The organism is Bacillus sp. AMCV2 (assembly GCF_056033925.1).
In genome coordinates, this window is record NZ_JBVYIB010000002.1 from 3,642,890 (window position 1) to 3,657,040 (window position 14,151).

The following is a 14,151-nucleotide window of genomic DNA, read 5'->3' on the forward strand; positions in this document are numbered from 1 at the left end:
ATCTTTCTATTCTAAAGCGGCTGCTCCGCCGACAATTTCCGTAATTTCTTGTGTGATGGCTGCTTGGCGAGCGCGGTTGTAAGAAAGCGAAAGTGAATCGATAAGTTCCTTCGCGTTGTCTGTCGCATTTTTCATCGCCGTCATTCTTGCAGCGTGCTCGCTTGCTTTACTGTCAAGAAGCGCACCGAAGATTAAGCTTTCTGCATATTGAGGAAGCAAAACCTCCAGAACCTCCTCTTCAGATGGTTCAAATTCATAAGACGCCGTTCTTTTTCCGCCGCCGCTGCCCAAATCAGATAACGGCAGAAGTTTTTTCTCCGTTACTTCTTGAGTTATGGCGCTGACAAAATGGTTATAAACAAGGTGCAATTCATCAAACGCACCGTCTATAAACATTTGGATCGTTTGACGGGCAAGATCTTTAATTTCTGTAAACGTTACTTCATCCCCAAGTCCTGTTAACTCGGAAATGATGGGAATCTCACGTTTCTTAAAGAAATCACGGCCCACTCTTCCGATGGCAATCACCGCATACTCATCCTTAGACTGATGGCGTTCTTGCATGGCCTGATAAGCACTCCGTAAAACCGAACTGTTAAAAGCGCCGGCAAGACCGCGGTCAGACGTAATGACAAGGTATGCCGTTTTTTTCACTTCTCTGCTGAGAAGCATCGGGTGCTTCACGTTGCCGGAAACTCTTCCGACGTTTGACACAACCTCTTGGATTTTATCCATATATGGCACAAATGATTTTGCATTGTTTTCAGCACGATTCAGCTTAGCCGCAGATACCATCTGCATGGCTTTTGTAATCTGACTTGTTTTTTTCGTTGACGTGATCCTTGACTTAATATCGCGTAATGAGGCCAAAGATTTCACCACCTTTTCTCTTCATCTGCGTAAAAAGAGAGAAAAAGAGAACCTTTTTCTCTCATCAGCATTCGAGTTAGTTGCTTGGTGCAAATGTGCGTTTGAAGCCTTCGAGTGCAGCTTTGAAGTCTTCATCAGCAGGAAGGTTTCCTGTTTTCGCAATTCCGTCAAGCAGGTCTTTATGGTTTTGGTCAAGGTACATGTAGTACTCTTCTTCAAAACGTCTGATATCCGCCACAGGAATATCATCGAGATATCCTTTTGTCAGCGCATAAAGAATGGCTACTTGCTTTTCAACCGGAAGCGGCTTGTTCAGATCCTGCTTCAGCACTTCAACTGTACGCGCACCGCGGTTCAGTTTTGCCTGAGTCGCTTGGTCGAGGTCAGAACCGAATTGAGCGAATGCTTCCAGCTCACGGTATGACGCAAGGTCAAGACGCAAAGTACCTGATACTTTTTTCATCGCTTTGATTTGCGCTGAGCCGCCGACACGGGATACAGACAATCCGGCGTTGATCGCTGGACGTACGCCTGAGAAGAACAAATCAGATTGCAGGAAGATCTGTCCGTCAGTGATGGAAATGACGTTCGTCGGAATATAAGCAGAGATATCTCCGGCTTGTGTTTCTACGAACGGCAGAGCTGTAATTGATCCTGCGCCTTTCGCGTCGCTAAGCTTTGCTGCACGCTCAAGCAGACGGGAATGAAGATAGAATACATCCCCAGGGAACGCTTCACGGCCTGGCGGACGGCGAAGAAGCAAGGACAGCTCACGGTAAGCAGCCGCTTGTTTAGAAAGATCATCGTATACAACAAGAACGTGCTTGCCGCTGTACATAAATTCTTCTGCCATTGTAACCCCAGCATACGGTGCCAGGTACAGAAGCGGTGCCGGCTGTGACGCAGACGCCGTTACAACAATTGTATAATCAAGCGCGCCGTGTTTACGCAATGTTTCTACTACGCCGCGGACTGTTGATTCTTTTTGACCGATCGCAACATATACGCAGATCATGTCTTGGTCTTTTTGGTTCAGGATCGCATCGATCGCAACAGATGTTTTACCTGTTTGACGGTCACCGATGATCAGCTCACGCTGGCCGCGGCCGATTGGAATCAGTGCATCAATTGCTTTGATACCGGTTTGAAGCGGTTCATGAACGGATTTACGGTCCATAACGCCTGGTGCAGGGCTTTCAATCGGGCGAGTTTTGCTTGTAAGGATCGGGCCAAGTCCGTCTACCGGCTGGCCTAACGGATTTACAATACGGCCGATTAACTCTTCACCAACAGGAACCTCCATGATGCGGCCTGTTCTTTTTACTTCGTCTCCCTCACGGATCTCACTGAAAGGTCCTAAGATGACGATACCTACGTTTGATTCTTCAAGGTTTTGAGCCATACCCAAAACACCGTTTGAAAATTCGACAAGTTCACCGGCCATACAGTTGTCAAGGCCGTGCACACGTGCAATACCGTCACCGACTTGGATGACTGTACCTACGTCTTGAACTTCAATATCAGATTGATAATTTTGTATTTGCTGTTTTATCAGCGTGCTAATCTCTTCAGCTTTGATGCTCACTTAGGTTTCACCCCTTCTATCGATTTTCCCCGGCTAATTGACGTTCAATGCGCTGAAGCTTCCCGCTTACGCTGCCGTCATAAATCCGGTTTCCAATGCGGACTTTAATGCCGCCTATTAAATCCGTCTGCACTTCATTTCTGATTCTCAGCGAAGCGACTCCGGCTTTTTTTGCAAACACTTGTGATAATGGTAAAATTTCCGCATCCGTCAGCGGTTTCACTGAATATACGATTGCGTCTTCTGTTTGACGGGCCTCGTTTGCGAGTTTGATAAACTCATCTGTGAGCTCAGGCACAATCGCGGCACGATGGCGGTCAATCAAAAGAAAAATCGTATTAAGCACGGGCTGTGACAAAGAGCCAAATGCATTTTGAATCAGCTCTTTTTTCTTCGCAGCCGGCACCTTCGGATGGTTCAACACATCATTAAGCGCTTTTTCATTTTGAAATACTTGTTTTACAACAGTTAGCTCTTCTTCTACTTGATTCAGCTGAGCGGACTCATTGGCTATATCAAAAAGAGCTGATGCATATCGTTTAGAGACAGCTGATCCACTCATCGGCTTTCTCCTACCTCTTTAAGATAGTCCTGGATCAATTTCTCTTGAGCTTGTTCATCCAGTTCTTTTTCGATCACTTTCGACGCAATCATGACAGAAAGAGACGCTACTTGCTCACGGAGAGCAGAAACCGCCTGTTCTTTTTCCTTCACGATTTCAGTTCTTGCTGCTTCTTTCAGACGTTCAGATTCTGCACGTGCAGCCTGAATAATCTCTTCTTTTTGCTTCTCTCCCAGTTTCTTTGCGTTTTCGATAAGAGTTTGGGATTCCTGTCTTGCTTCTTTTAAAAGAACGCGCTGCTCTTCAATCAGCTGCTGCGCTTCTTTATTTTTTTCTTCAGCAGACGTAATTTCTCCAGCGATGTGGTCTTCACGCTGTTTCATTATGTTTAATAGCGGCCCTAAAGCGTATTTCTTCAGAAGCGCTAATAAGATTAACATAGCTAACAGTTGGAACAGGATATCTCCGCCGTTAAACGACAATCCTAGTTCAAGTGGTAATTGAGACATCTACTACGGCAACTCCCTTCTGCAGGTTTTTCTTTGCTGATCCAGCAGCCGCACTTGTCTCTTTTCAGCCGGCAAGGCGGGGTGCTTATCAGACATAAAGCAATGGCGAAGGTTCTCTTGGAATGATCTTCGCCATTTTTAGTTCATATAAGGCTTTTATGCTTAGCCAAAGAACGCTAAGAATGCGATAACGACAGCGATAATAGGAAGGGCTTCAACTAATGCGATACCCATGAACATAAGAGTTCTCAGTTCTTTACCTGCTTCCGGCTGACGGGCAATCCCCTCTACCGTACGTGAAACAATCAAACCGTTACCAATACCTGCACCAAGTGCGCCTAAACCAATTGCAATCGCAGCTGCTATTAAATTCATGAAAAAGTTCCTCCTTTAAAATGTTATCCGTTTGGATATAATGTTTTAATGATCATGACTGATTTTATGAGACATGTACACCATCGTCAGCATTGTAAAGATAAATGCCTGGATAGCACCAATAAATAAACTGAATGCTTGCCATGCCAGCATCGGCAGAATGGCACCGATTGTACCGACAAGACCGAGAGCCACGCTTTGCGAATAATGGCTTGTTGCTAATCCCGCAAGCAGGCCGAGAAGAATCTCACCGGCGAAGATGTTACCATACAGCCGCAAACCTAGAGTCAGCGTATTCGCAAACTCTTCGATGATTTTCATCGGGAGCATGAATGGAACAGGTCTTAAATAGTCTTTGGAATATTCCTTGAGCCCTTTCATCTTCACACCATAGTAGTGGGTTAAAGCAACAACCATCACGGCTAGCGTTAATGTAATGGCAGGATCGGCTGTCGGAGACTTCCACCAGAGCTCATGTCCGATTGTAATAGAGAACGGCAGCCCCAGCATATTCGACACAAATATGTACATCAGCAATGTGACACCAAGTGCCAAGAAGTTAGCCCCTGTTTTTAAATCCATTGTACTGCCAATAATATTGCGGACGAAATCAACAATCCATTCCATAAAGTTCTGGGCTTTTCCGGGACGGATCGAAAGCGTTCTTGTCGTCAATATAGCAATCAATAAAACAATCACACTCGCCACAGTAATCATCAGAATGTTTGTCAGATTAAAAGTAAGACCTAGAAATTCTATAGTTCTGTAACCATGATTCAAAGGGTTTTCACCTCTCTTCCATTGATGAACGTTTAAGCTGGATAAAGGAATCTATCATAATGACAGGGTATATTGTCATTAATCCAATAACTGTACTTGCCATATGAAAATATTCGGGATTTTTATAGGCAACAGCCACAGCAAGAATCGCATTGCACCACCGCGCTGCGCTCCCGAGAGATCGTATGGACTTTCCTTTCTCAACAGCTCTGTCAAAAGCATTCATTCTCCTGACGAGCAGTAAAAAATTAAACAAACTGAAAACAGTTCCCAGAATAAGGCCTAAAAAAACGGTTTTATACGCTGTTAAACCATAACCCAGTACATACACTGCCAAAATGAACAATAAATATTTGCGTTGTCTGCTAAATGTAAGCTTGGGATCGTCCATCAATTATCTGTCTCCTGATGAAAAAATAATGTATAGCTTGGATACGGCAAAAATCAGCGGTTAACCCTTAGTAGAAGACCTTTTTTGACCGGCAAAACGGGCCTGTTCGAAAAAATCATTCATCCGCAAGCCTTGCAGGGATGCTGTTTCATTCGCTTAAATAAATCCTCATAATACGGGTTTGCTGAGAGGATTTACATTGAGGATGAGGACTATAATGAAAGCTATGAAAACCTTCTCATAATACCCTCGTTTAGCATACAATAGCCCCTAACATGTGTCAATCTGTTTAAAGTTAAAAAACTTTTTATACTTTACGTCTCCACAGAATGTTCACATTTTCACCTATAATTGTATACAGATTCACCGAATAGCAAAAAACTGGATAAAAAAATGAAACCCCCTTTTGGGGATTTCATTTTTTATTTTGTTCCAAACATGCGGTCACCCGCATCTCCGAGACCTGGAACAATATAACCTTTTTCGTTTAATTTTTCATCTAGCGCCGCAATGTAAATATCAACGTCCGAATGATGCTTCTGCAATTCTTCCACACCCTCCGGCGCTGCTACAAGACACATGAAACGGATATTTTTCGCACCGCGTTTTTTAAGGCTGTGAATGGCTTCAACTGCGGAACCGCCTGTAGCGAGCATCGGGTCAACCACGATGAATTCACGCTCTTCCACATCAGAAGGAAGCTTGACATAGTATTCCACGGGTTTTAAGGTTTCTGGATCACGGTAAAGGCCGACATGTCCCACTTTTGCCGCAGGAATCAGCTTTAAAATGCCGTCAACCATTCCCAGTCCTGCTCTGAGGATAGGAACCACTCCGAGTTTTTTCCCCGAGATGACTTTCGATTTCGCAGCCTGAACCGGTGTATTGATATCCACTTCTTCCAGAGGAAGATCGCGGGTAATTTCAAATGCCATGAGTGTAGCCACTTCATCTACTAACTCTCTAAAATCCTTCGTACCTGTATTTTCATTCCGTATATATGTCAGCTTGTGCTGAATTAAAGGATGATCAAATACATAAACCTTTCCCATACTGTGTTTCAGCTCCTTTTTTATTGTCCCATCAACAATTACACACTTCTATTGATTCTACAAAAAAAGACATTGAGTTTCAAGAACATCGTCAAAAAACCCGCCGGGCATAAGCCCAAGCGGGTTTTAGGATCTTAATAATCTAATTCTTTATATAAAGGAAACTTATCAGTCAGAGCAGCTACACGCTGTCTTGCTTCTTCAAGTTTTCCTTCATCTTCGTGGTTTTTCAATGCAAGCGCAATGATAGCACCGACTTCTTCTAATGCGTCTCCGTCAAAACCGCGGCTAGTTACAGCAGCTGTACCAAGACGGATGCCGCTTGTTACGAAAGGTTTTTCAGGATCATATGGAATCGCGTTTTTGTTAGACGTAATACCGATTTCATCAAGTACATGCTCCGCAACCTTACCAGTCAGTCCGAGCGAACGAAGGTCAACAAGGATAAGGTGGTTGTCTGTTCCGCCTGAAACGAGCTGGATACCCTCTTTCGTTAAGGCTTCAGCCAGACGCTTCGCATTTGAAATGACGTTTTGTGCATATGTTTTGAAATCGTCCTGCAATACTTCACCGAATGAAACAGCTTTTGCGGCAATAACGTGCATTAGCGGGCCGCCTTGAATTCCAGGGAAGATCGATTTATCAATTTTCTTGCCAAACTCTTCACGGCAAAGGATCATACCGCCGCGAGGACCGCGAAGTGTTTTATGTGTTGTTGTTGTAACGAAATCAGCATAAGGAACCGGGTTTGGATGAAGGCCTGCCGCAACAAGTCCTGCGATATGTGCCATATCCACCATGAAGTAAGCGCCGACTTCATCAGCAATTTCACGGAATTTCTTAAAGTCGATTGTACGAGGATACGCACTTGCTCCTGCTACGATAAGCTTCGGTTTATGAGCGAGGGCTTTTTCACGCACGTCATCGTAATCAATATATTGAGTTTCTTTATCTACGCCGTACTCAACAAAGTTATATTGAACACCGCTGAAGTTGACTGGGCTTCCGTGTGTTAAATGGCCGCCGTGGGAGAGGTTCATCCCAAGTACAGTATCGCCTTGCTCCAAAATCGTGAAGTACACTGCCATGTTTGCTTGTGCGCCTGAATGAGGCTGAACGTTTACATGCTCCGCTCCAAAGATTTCCTTCGCGCGGTCACGAGCGATATCTTCAACGACATCGACGTGCTCGCATCCGCCGTAGTAGCGTTTGCCCGGATATCCTTCTGCGTATTTATTTGTCAAAACAGATCCTTGTGCTTCCATAACCGCTTCACTTACAAAGTTCTCAGAAGCAATCAATTCGATCTTAGTCTGTTGGCGTTCACGCTCATTTTTAATGGCGTTAAACACTTGTTCGTCTTGCGCAGGTAAATGTTTCATCAGCGAGATCCTCTCCTATCCGTATCCTGTTCTTTGTTTTTACCATCACTATTGTACATGGTTTTTAAGCTCGATGTAAAAGATTATTTTTAAAAAATCTAAATTTTTATTGGTAAAAACGAATATTAATAACTTAAATTTAATTTAAAGTTCGGAATTTATTCCACTGTCTTAAAATAAAAGAAAAGACTGGCTATGCAGTCCTTTCATTCGCACTCATAAACCGCCCGCACTCCGCCGATTAGTTTCGGACGTGTACGCGCCAATGTCACATGAGCTGAACCGAGGCTGTTTTGAGAGACACGCACAGGGACAGCCACCGGCTTCAGATGCATGCCGATAAACGTATCGCCTATATCAATTCCGGCGTCAGCCTGAATGGTTTCAACAAGAACAGGAGACTTCATCTGCTTAAACGCATAAGACGACATCGCGCCGCCCGCTTTTGGAACGGGCACGGCAGAAACGGTTGGAAGCCTGAACAGCTTGGCTGTTTCTGCTTCGACGACAAGCGCTCTGTTCAAATGCTCGCAGCATTGAAACGCCAGATGGATTCCCGTTTTTTCCCGAAGCTCAGCAAGTCCGCTGTAGATGCTTTCAGCGATATCTACACTGCCCGATGTTCCGATCCGGCTGCCGGCCACTTCGCTCGTGCTGCATCCAAGGACGAAGAGATGATCTTGTTTCAATTCCGCTTGGTCCTGAAACTCAGACAGCATCGTCTTCCACGTTTGTTTCAACTCATTCATTAAACAGCACCCCTACAGGTTTTTCTCTTCATAATCTGAGATTTTTCCAATACGCGTTTGGTGTCTTCCCCCGGTAAACTCAGTGGTCAGCCAGATTTTTGCGATTTCCCGAGCCAAACCAGGTCCGATCACCCGTTCACCCATCGCAAGGATGTTTGTGTCATTATGCTCCCTCGTCGCCTTCGCGCTGAAGGTATCGTGCGCCAGCGCGCAGCGAATCCCTTTTACTTTATTAGCGGAAATGCTCATGCCGATGCCTGTCCCGCAAATTAAAATGCCTCTGTCAACTTCGCCGCTAACCACTTTTTCGGCCACCGGAAAAGCATAATCCGGATAATCGACAGAGCCGCTGCCGCAGTCACAGCCCATATCAATATATTCAATTTGCAATTCGTCCATTAACTCTTTGATTTCATTTCGAATGTGAACGCCGCCATGATCCGATGCAATGGCTACTTTCATCTGCTTTTCCTCCCAGCGTGTGTGATGCGGCCCGCCCGCTTTATTGACCGCGCAGCCTGTCCGCTCTTTGATTCACACCATATGATGTGCTTTTCACTATATTCTACTCCTTCACGCAGGATTTGCAAATGACCTGTTTGCAGATTTTCTGACAACTTATCTGCGGTCTTTTTTCAGCTGTTTTGCCAGCTGCCGAAGAAGCTCTTCAAGCTCATCTCGCGTTTGTTTATAGATGTCAATTGAGCCGCCGAACGGATCGATGACATCACCATGGCTGCCTGTGACATATTCTTTTAACGTAAACACTTTATCACGATAACGTCCAAATTGACTGGCAATGATCTGTTTGTGCTGATGGGTCATAGCCAGAACCAAATCAGCGGATTCCATATGTTCTTCAGTTAATGGAGAAGACACATGATTAAGGGCAATGTGTTTTTCAAACAGCGCTTCGACTGCATGAGGCGTCGCTTTCCCATTTGGCGAAGCAAACACGCCTGCCGAGCGGACATTGACATTCAGCCCTTCCATTTCTGCAATTGATTTAAAAAGCGCCTCAGCCATTGGGCTGCGGCACGTATTTCCAGTACAGACAAAAATAATATCCATGTCAGTCACCCCTTATTTTTCTCTATTATATATGAAGAAAAAAGAAACGGCGACTTCGTTTCTTTTATTGGTATATTAAATTGGCAAAAGCAACTTTAGTCCAAACACGATTAATATGATGCCCCCGAGCGCTTCGCTGTATGTGCCAAGCCATGACTGCACTTGTTTTCCGACCAGCAGGCCCAGCCATGTCAACATCATGCTGAACAGCCCGAACAGGGTAATTGTGAGGAGCGGATGCGAGCCGTATATCCCCAAGCTCAAGCCGACGGAAAAGCTGTCAAGGCTGACGCCGATGGCAAACAGCAATAAGCCCGGCCCTGCCGGTGACATAAATCGTTCTTCTGACTGTTTAAAAGAGGCCATAAGCATTTGAACCCCAAGAACAAAAAGCAGCGCCCCACCGATATAAACCGCTAACACGCCGAGGAGCCCTGACAGCATGTTACCGGCCGCCATCCCTGCGAGAGGCATGATGACGTGAAAGAGGCCGATGATGAAACCAATATAGAATATCTGCTTCTTTCTAAGTTTGACCATGCCCATTCCAAGGCCGACAGAAAAAGCATCCATCCCTAAAGCAAACGCCATGATGCTTAATGTAATCAGTTCGCCTATAAACAAATCCGACATACATAAATAACCCCCTTGGACACGCCCGCTTTTTTAGCCTATGCGTGTCCAAAAAGGGTTAGAACATCTGACTGCTTTCAGCGAATCACTCTTCCTCCGGCGGCTTTCATCAGCCTGTTCATAATGGCGAGGCCGACACCTGTGTCCGGAAAGGATTCCGAGATAATGAAATCCACCTGATTCTCATCAAAACTGCGCAAAGCATCATACAGCCCTGCCGCAACAGTCTCAAGCTGAGCACGTCTTCCGCAGCTCTTCACATAATCAGCGGAATAAACGCCCGCGTTTTCTTCTGTCGTCAGGACGCCGACCCGTCTTCCGCCCTGTTGATATTCTTGAATGAGGTGCTGAATGCGCTCTGGGCTGCCTTCGCAAATGGCAAGCGGGGCTGTCGGCGCATAATGTGTATATTTCATCCCTGGAGAAATCGGCTTCTCGTTTTGGTCGCTGAGCCCTTTATCCACATGGATCGGCCCGATCACCGCTTCAATTTGTTCCTTCGTAATGCCGCCCGGACGCAGAAGAACAGGGATGTCGTCCGCACATGAAAGCACAGTTGATTCGACCCCGATTCCGGTAGGGCCTCCATCCATAATGCCGGCTATGCGGCCATCCAAGTCGTGAGCCACATGCTCCGCTTTTGTGGGACTTGGCTTGCCTGAAAGATTGGCGCTCGGTGCTGCAATCGGCAGTCCCGATTCGCGAATCAATGCAAGGGCAAGCGGATGATCCGGCATTCTAATGGCAACCGTTTCAAGACCTGCCGTTACACGAGGTGAAAGCGCACCAGGTTTGCAAGGCAGAATGAGCGTAAGTGCTCCCGGCCAAAACCGTTTCATCAATGTTTTCGCCTTTTCCGGCGCCGGGCCCGTTAAATCCTCAAGCTGGCTGATATCCGCAATGTGGACAATCAGGGGATTATCGCTCGGCCGCCCTTTCGCCTCATATATTTTTTTGACGGCATCCGTATTTTTTGCGTTTGCGCCTAGGCCATATACTGTTTCTGTCGGAAAGGCAACGACCTCATTTTCTCGGAGCAAAGCGGCTGCTTGTGCAATTTGTGGATCATTTGTGGATAACTCGTCAGTTACATCCACAAACCATCTTTTCGTTTTCATTTCTGACCAAACTCCTTATTCACAACAATAAAACGATTGTTTTACGCGTGTAATCCTTTTGAAAGTATAAAAGATGTCCTGTAATAAAACAAGCGTTATCCACAAATTGTGGACAACGCTAATAAAGAAGTGGATAAGTATGTGTATAAACTGCACTTATCCAGACGCTTTTTTCATCAAAACGGCTCCTTCTGTTTGCCGCGATTCACAGAAGTGATCAGAAGAAAACAGCTCCTCCGGTACACTCTCAGCTCTTTCAAAACCCATGGCCGTCAGAAAGTCCGCAGAGGAATGCTGATTTGCTACTAGGTACACGGTTTTGATCTGATGCTTTTCGCACAGCACCTCCATGCTTTGAAAAAGCGTGACGATATGGCCTTGGTGAAGCTTGTCCGATATGACAAGTGATCGCAGCAGCCCCTGGTCACAGCTTATTTTTTCAATACCGAGGCATCCGGCAATGTTTTTCTCACTGTCCTCCAGCATAAGAAATTGAGTGAAGCCTTCTTTCACACCTTCATAGCTGGTTTTCGCCTGTTTTAAAAATGCCTCGAGCACATCTCCGTCTTTTTCCCTTGCCACCCGCAGTTGATAAAACATCCGTTCACCCCGTTTTTGCGTTCTTTCTTCCAATCTATGAGGCAAATCTATTTTTAGACCAGATGATTAGGAAAAAAGGTCGGAAATCCATTCGACTAAAAAGAATTTCACTTCTGTGCCGTCTTCTTTCTCTTCGTTCTCTTCTTTTTTGGCTTTTTCCGCTTTAGCGGTTACGTCCTCAAGCACTTTTTCAGTCTGCTTTTTTGAGGCTTCTTTATCTTCTTGTTCTTTGACGGCTTCCCCGTTAGAAAAATCAAGAAAGCAGAGAGGCGGGAACAGCACACACCACCAGTTGGCGCCGTCTCCGTTTCCAAGCGTAATCAAAATCGCTTCATACTCACCAGCGGGATATACCATGTTGCCGTAAAGCTTTGTCGGAAATGAAATTTTGTCAAAATCAACGGATATCGACTGATTCGCTCCTTCTTTCTCCATTGTTTCCTTTGCAATTGCTTTGATTTCAGGCAGCTTTGAACGAATCACGCGACGCGCTTCTTCAATAGAAGTAATATCCTTTACCCAAGTTGTGATTTCTTTATTCACCGCGTCTCTTATATGACGTTTTAATTGCTGATCTTGGTCACTATCGCTATTTGCCAATATTCTCAAACGAATCGCCTGATCCGGTATGACCACCGGCTGATTTTCCGATTTCTGTGCCGTCTCTTCTTTTGCCAGCCCTACGAGCGCTCCAGATAGTAAAAGAAAGATATATATACAAATGATTACTGTTTTTTTCATCGGTCCCCACCGTTCCTCTCCGTGCTTTGTTTCTAGACCTATTATGGACAAGGAGAGCCGGGGGTAAACGTGCAGGGTGAAAAAAATCTAGCAAGCTGTTAATCTTATTTATGGTACGATAGTGTTTTAGGAGGTTTAAGATGAAATACAATTATACAGTGCTTTTATCAGCATTCACGATGTCCGTTCTTTATTCAGTAATTTATATTCATTCATTTATCATTGCCGCTCTCATCACAATGGCATTTTATTTTCTGTTTCCTTATTTGATCTTCGCACTGCCGCTTCAAATCATGATGAATAAAAAGCCGAAACGGTTCAGCCCTTTGTATCTGCTGTATTACCTTGCCGCTGCTTTTATTGCCAACGCGATCATTTTCGGCGTGCTTCAGCCTTCGGGACAATCTTTGTTTCAAAATACAGCCTTCTATCTTTTCGCTGTATTAACAGCTCTTATCTATTGGATATGGGACTCTGTTTTACTGCAAAAAAAGGAAGCCTAAGAGGCTTCCTTTTTTATTAAAACAAAATCGTCAGCAAATAACATAGAATGGAAGGTATCGCCGCAACAAAGAAAGCGGCCGCCATTTTCATGCGAGATGTACGGCCTTCTTTGGTTTCTGAATGGTAGTTTGCCCGCTGATCGCTTCCGCTTACAGCCAAACCCGATGTAATGATCGCGAGCCCCACTAAAACGAGAGACGCAACGCCAAAAATCGCTTCATATGAAAGAGACTGCGGAAAAATGGTGCCAATCATACTCTCAATCGCAATGAGCAGGATTCCTGCTGTCAGGGCCTTTTTCATGTTTACATCCCCTTTGCTGGTGTTAAACAGCTTGATCCATCCACTCGCCAGCAAGCTGCTTATTTATTTTTATGAATCAGAGCGCATATGGTTCTGTCTTTTCCATTAATATCTTTCAGCACTTCCACTTCCGCTCCCTTAAACGCCTTGAGGATCAGGTCTTTGACCGCCGCTCCCTGTTTCCATCCGATTTCAAAAACGACAAATACTTTATCCTTCATGACAAGCGGAATGTCTTCCATAAACCGCTTATAAAATTTCAGCCCGTCTCCGCCATCGGTGAGAGCGTGCAGCGGCTCATGAAAACGGACAATTTCCGATAGATCAGCCATTTCTTCCTCTGAAATATATGGCGGGTTTGAGACAATGATATCCGCTTTTTTTCCCGCCTTAATAAAAGGCTCAAGCAGATCGCCCTGATAAAAGCGCACATTCGCTCCGAGTTTTTCTGCATTGGCAGAGGCGACTTGCAGCGCCTCTTTTGAAATATCGACCGCCGACACAGAAAAGCTTTGGTTTTCAAGCGCAAGCGTGACGGCTATTGCGCCGCTCCCTGTACCAACGTCAACAACTTCGAGCTTGCCGTCTTCAGAAAAGACACTCCGATATTTTTCAAGCAAATGAAAGACAACTTCTTCAGTTTCCGGCCGCGGGATCAGCACATCATCATTCACCATAAATTCCCGTCCATAAAAAAACTCTTTTCCTATAATGTATTGAACCGGCACGCCCTCTTTATGCATCTCAACGTGACGCTTAAAGCGATACAGTTCGTCTTCACCAATCGGTTCCTGTAAGCTTGCGAGCAGTTTGCTTCTCTCCATTCCGGTATCATAAAGCAATAGGAGCTCGGCAGCATTTTCTTCTCTTCCCGCTTCGGTTAAATAAGAAGAAGCCCATTTCAGGGCTTCGAATATCGTCTTCAT

Annotated in this window: 19 protein-coding genes; 1 reads left to right on the plus strand and 18 read right to left on the minus strand. The window is 45.1% G+C overall.

The features are described 5' to 3' along the window. Window positions 1-6: 6 nt before the first annotated feature. The 16 genes from atpG to spoIIR form a co-directional block, all read right to left on the minus strand. Window positions 7-870 carry an ATP synthase F1 subunit gamma gene (atpG, locus tag AC0OMA_RS18805; RefSeq protein ID WP_003244388.1) on the minus strand — a complete coding sequence of 288 codons (864 nt, stop codon included), beginning with the start codon at window positions 868-870 and terminating at the stop codon, window positions 7-9. Window positions 871-946: 76 nt separating this feature from the next. Then, a complete protein-coding gene (gene atpA / locus AC0OMA_RS18810; RefSeq protein WP_015384895.1) occupies window positions 947-2,455 on the minus strand; it encodes a F0F1 ATP synthase subunit alpha in 1,509 nt (502 codons plus the stop codon). Window positions 2,456-2,471: 16 nt separating this feature from the next. Further along, window positions 2,472-3,017, minus strand: a complete 546-nt coding sequence (locus AC0OMA_RS18815; RefSeq protein WP_015384896.1) for a F0F1 ATP synthase subunit delta — start codon at window positions 3,015-3,017, stop codon at window positions 2,472-2,474. Continuing rightward, the gene (gene atpF / locus AC0OMA_RS18820) at window positions 3,014-3,526 is read right to left on the minus strand and encodes a F0F1 ATP synthase subunit B (RefSeq protein ID WP_003244051.1); all 513 of its coding nucleotides are present in this window, start codon (window positions 3,524-3,526) and stop codon (window positions 3,014-3,016) included. The genes AC0OMA_RS18815 and atpF overlap by 4 nt, the downstream gene beginning before the upstream one ends. 162 nt (window positions 3,527-3,688) lie before the next feature. Then, window positions 3,689-3,901, minus strand: coding sequence for a F0F1 ATP synthase subunit C (gene atpE, locus AC0OMA_RS18825; protein ID WP_003151167.1), 213 nt, complete (start codon window positions 3,899-3,901; stop codon window positions 3,689-3,691). Between the two features lie 45 nt (window positions 3,902-3,946). Then, entirely contained in the window at window positions 3,947-4,681 is a 735-nt protein-coding gene (gene atpB, locus AC0OMA_RS18830) for a F0F1 ATP synthase subunit A (protein WP_003242621.1), read from the minus strand. A 7-nt stretch (window positions 4,682-4,688) separates the two neighbouring features. After that, window positions 4,689-5,072 (minus strand): ATP synthase subunit I, encoded by a 384-nt coding sequence (gene atpI / locus AC0OMA_RS18835; RefSeq protein WP_003243159.1) that lies wholly within the window; start codon window positions 5,070-5,072, stop codon window positions 4,689-4,691. Window positions 5,073-5,494: 422 nt separating this feature from the next. Next, on the minus strand, window positions 5,495-6,124 hold the full coding sequence (upp, locus tag AC0OMA_RS18840) for a uracil phosphoribosyltransferase (RefSeq protein ID WP_003227670.1): 630 nt from the start codon (window positions 6,122-6,124) through the stop codon (window positions 5,495-5,497). Window positions 6,125-6,258: 134 nt separating this feature from the next. Further along, complete coding sequence (gene glyA, locus AC0OMA_RS18845; RefSeq protein ID WP_003227669.1) at window positions 6,259-7,506, minus strand: serine hydroxymethyltransferase; 1,248 nt, start codon at window positions 7,504-7,506, stop codon at window positions 6,259-6,261. A gap of 206 nt (window positions 7,507-7,712) precedes the next feature. Continuing rightward, window positions 7,713-8,255 carry a TIGR01440 family protein gene (locus AC0OMA_RS18850; RefSeq protein ID WP_181220256.1) on the minus strand — a complete coding sequence of 181 codons (543 nt, stop codon included), beginning with the start codon at window positions 8,253-8,255 and terminating at the stop codon, window positions 7,713-7,715. 12 nt (window positions 8,256-8,267) lie between these two features. Continuing rightward, window positions 8,268-8,717: a ribose 5-phosphate isomerase B gene (rpiB, locus tag AC0OMA_RS18855; RefSeq protein WP_003221910.1), complete on the minus strand. Its 450-nt coding sequence runs from the start codon at window positions 8,715-8,717 to the stop codon at window positions 8,268-8,270. 156 nt (window positions 8,718-8,873) lie between these two features. Continuing rightward, entirely contained in the window at window positions 8,874-9,326 is a 453-nt protein-coding gene (gene prpB, locus AC0OMA_RS18860) for a protein arginine phosphatase PrpB (protein WP_015384897.1), read from the minus strand. Between the two features lie 75 nt (window positions 9,327-9,401). Continuing rightward, window positions 9,402-9,959, minus strand: coding sequence for a manganese efflux pump MntP (locus AC0OMA_RS18865; RefSeq protein ID WP_003227661.1), 558 nt, complete (start codon window positions 9,957-9,959; stop codon window positions 9,402-9,404). A 77-nt stretch (window positions 9,960-10,036) separates the two neighbouring features. Continuing rightward, window positions 10,037-11,077, minus strand: a complete 1,041-nt coding sequence (locus AC0OMA_RS18870) for an L-threonylcarbamoyladenylate synthase (RefSeq protein ID WP_327830283.1) — start codon at window positions 11,075-11,077, stop codon at window positions 10,037-10,039. A gap of 156 nt (window positions 11,078-11,233) precedes the next feature. Further along, window positions 11,234-11,677 (minus strand): GNAT family N-acetyltransferase, encoded by a 444-nt coding sequence (locus AC0OMA_RS18875; RefSeq protein WP_003244265.1) that lies wholly within the window; start codon window positions 11,675-11,677, stop codon window positions 11,234-11,236. A 66-nt stretch (window positions 11,678-11,743) separates the two neighbouring features. After that, window positions 11,744-12,418 (minus strand): stage II sporulation protein R, encoded by a 675-nt coding sequence (gene spoIIR, locus AC0OMA_RS18880; protein ID WP_003227654.1) that lies wholly within the window; start codon window positions 12,416-12,418, stop codon window positions 11,744-11,746. A gap of 140 nt (window positions 12,419-12,558) precedes the next feature. On the opposite strand from spoIIR, the gene AC0OMA_RS18885 reads away from it, so the two are divergent. Next, window positions 12,559-12,921, plus strand: coding sequence for a UPF0715 family protein (locus tag AC0OMA_RS18885; protein WP_014478265.1), 363 nt, complete (start codon window positions 12,559-12,561; stop codon window positions 12,919-12,921). Between the two features lie 16 nt (window positions 12,922-12,937). Here AC0OMA_RS18885 and AC0OMA_RS18890 read toward each other — a convergent pair whose 3' ends face one another. Together AC0OMA_RS18890 and prmC are read right to left on the minus strand one after the other, a co-directional pair. Further along, entirely contained in the window at window positions 12,938-13,225 is a 288-nt protein-coding gene (locus AC0OMA_RS18890) for a DUF5316 family protein (protein WP_015483822.1), read from the minus strand. A gap of 59 nt (window positions 13,226-13,284) precedes the next feature. Further along, on the minus strand, window positions 13,285-14,151 hold the full coding sequence (gene prmC / locus AC0OMA_RS18895; protein WP_003227647.1) for a peptide chain release factor N(5)-glutamine methyltransferase: 867 nt from the start codon (window positions 14,149-14,151) through the stop codon (window positions 13,285-13,287).

Coding starts and splice junctions, on each gene's coding strand:
- prmC (WP_003227647.1), bottom strand. CDS start 14,151: ATGAAGACGATATTCGAAGCCCTGAAATGGGCTTCTTCTTATTTAACC.
- spoIIR (WP_003227654.1), bottom strand. CDS start 12,418: ATGAAAAAAACAGTAATCATTTGTATATATATCTTTCTTTTACTATCT.
- atpI (WP_003243159.1), bottom strand. CDS start 5,072: ATGGACGATCCCAAGCTTACATTTAGCAGACAACGCAAATATTTATTG.
- AC0OMA_RS18890 (WP_015483822.1), bottom strand. CDS start 13,225: ATGAAAAAGGCCCTGACAGCAGGAATCCTGCTCATTGCGATTGAGAGT.
- AC0OMA_RS18850 (WP_181220256.1), bottom strand. CDS start 8,255: ATGAATGAGTTGAAACAAACGTGGAAGACGATGCTGTCTGAGTTTCAG.
- AC0OMA_RS18865 (WP_003227661.1), bottom strand. CDS start 9,959: ATGTCGGATTTGTTTATAGGCGAACTGATTACATTAAGCATCATGGCG.
- atpE (WP_003151167.1), bottom strand. CDS start 3,901: ATGAATTTAATAGCAGCTGCGATTGCAATTGGTTTAGGCGCACTTGGT.
- rpiB (WP_003221910.1), bottom strand. CDS start 8,717: ATGAAAGTAGCCATTGCATCGGATCATGGCGGCGTTCACATTCGAAAT.
- AC0OMA_RS18870 (WP_327830283.1), bottom strand. CDS start 11,077: ATGAAAACGAAAAGATGGTTTGTGGATGTAACTGACGAGTTATCCACA.
- prpB (WP_015384897.1), bottom strand. CDS start 9,326: ATGGATATTATTTTTGTCTGTACTGGAAATACGTGCCGCAGCCCAATG.
- atpF (WP_003244051.1), bottom strand. CDS start 3,526: ATGTCTCAATTACCACTTGAACTAGGATTGTCGTTTAACGGCGGAGAT.
- AC0OMA_RS18875 (WP_003244265.1), bottom strand. CDS start 11,677: ATGTTTTATCAACTGCGGGTGGCAAGGGAAAAAGACGGAGATGTGCTC.
- glyA (WP_003227669.1), bottom strand. CDS start 7,506: ATGAAACATTTACCTGCGCAAGACGAACAAGTGTTTAACGCCATTAAA.
- AC0OMA_RS18885 (WP_014478265.1), top strand. CDS start 12,559: ATGAAATACAATTATACAGTGCTTTTATCAGCATTCACGATGTCCGTT.
- upp (WP_003227670.1), bottom strand. CDS start 6,124: ATGGGAAAGGTTTATGTATTTGATCATCCTTTAATTCAGCACAAGCTG.
- AC0OMA_RS18815 (WP_015384896.1), bottom strand. CDS start 3,017: ATGAGTGGATCAGCTGTCTCTAAACGATATGCATCAGCTCTTTTTGAT.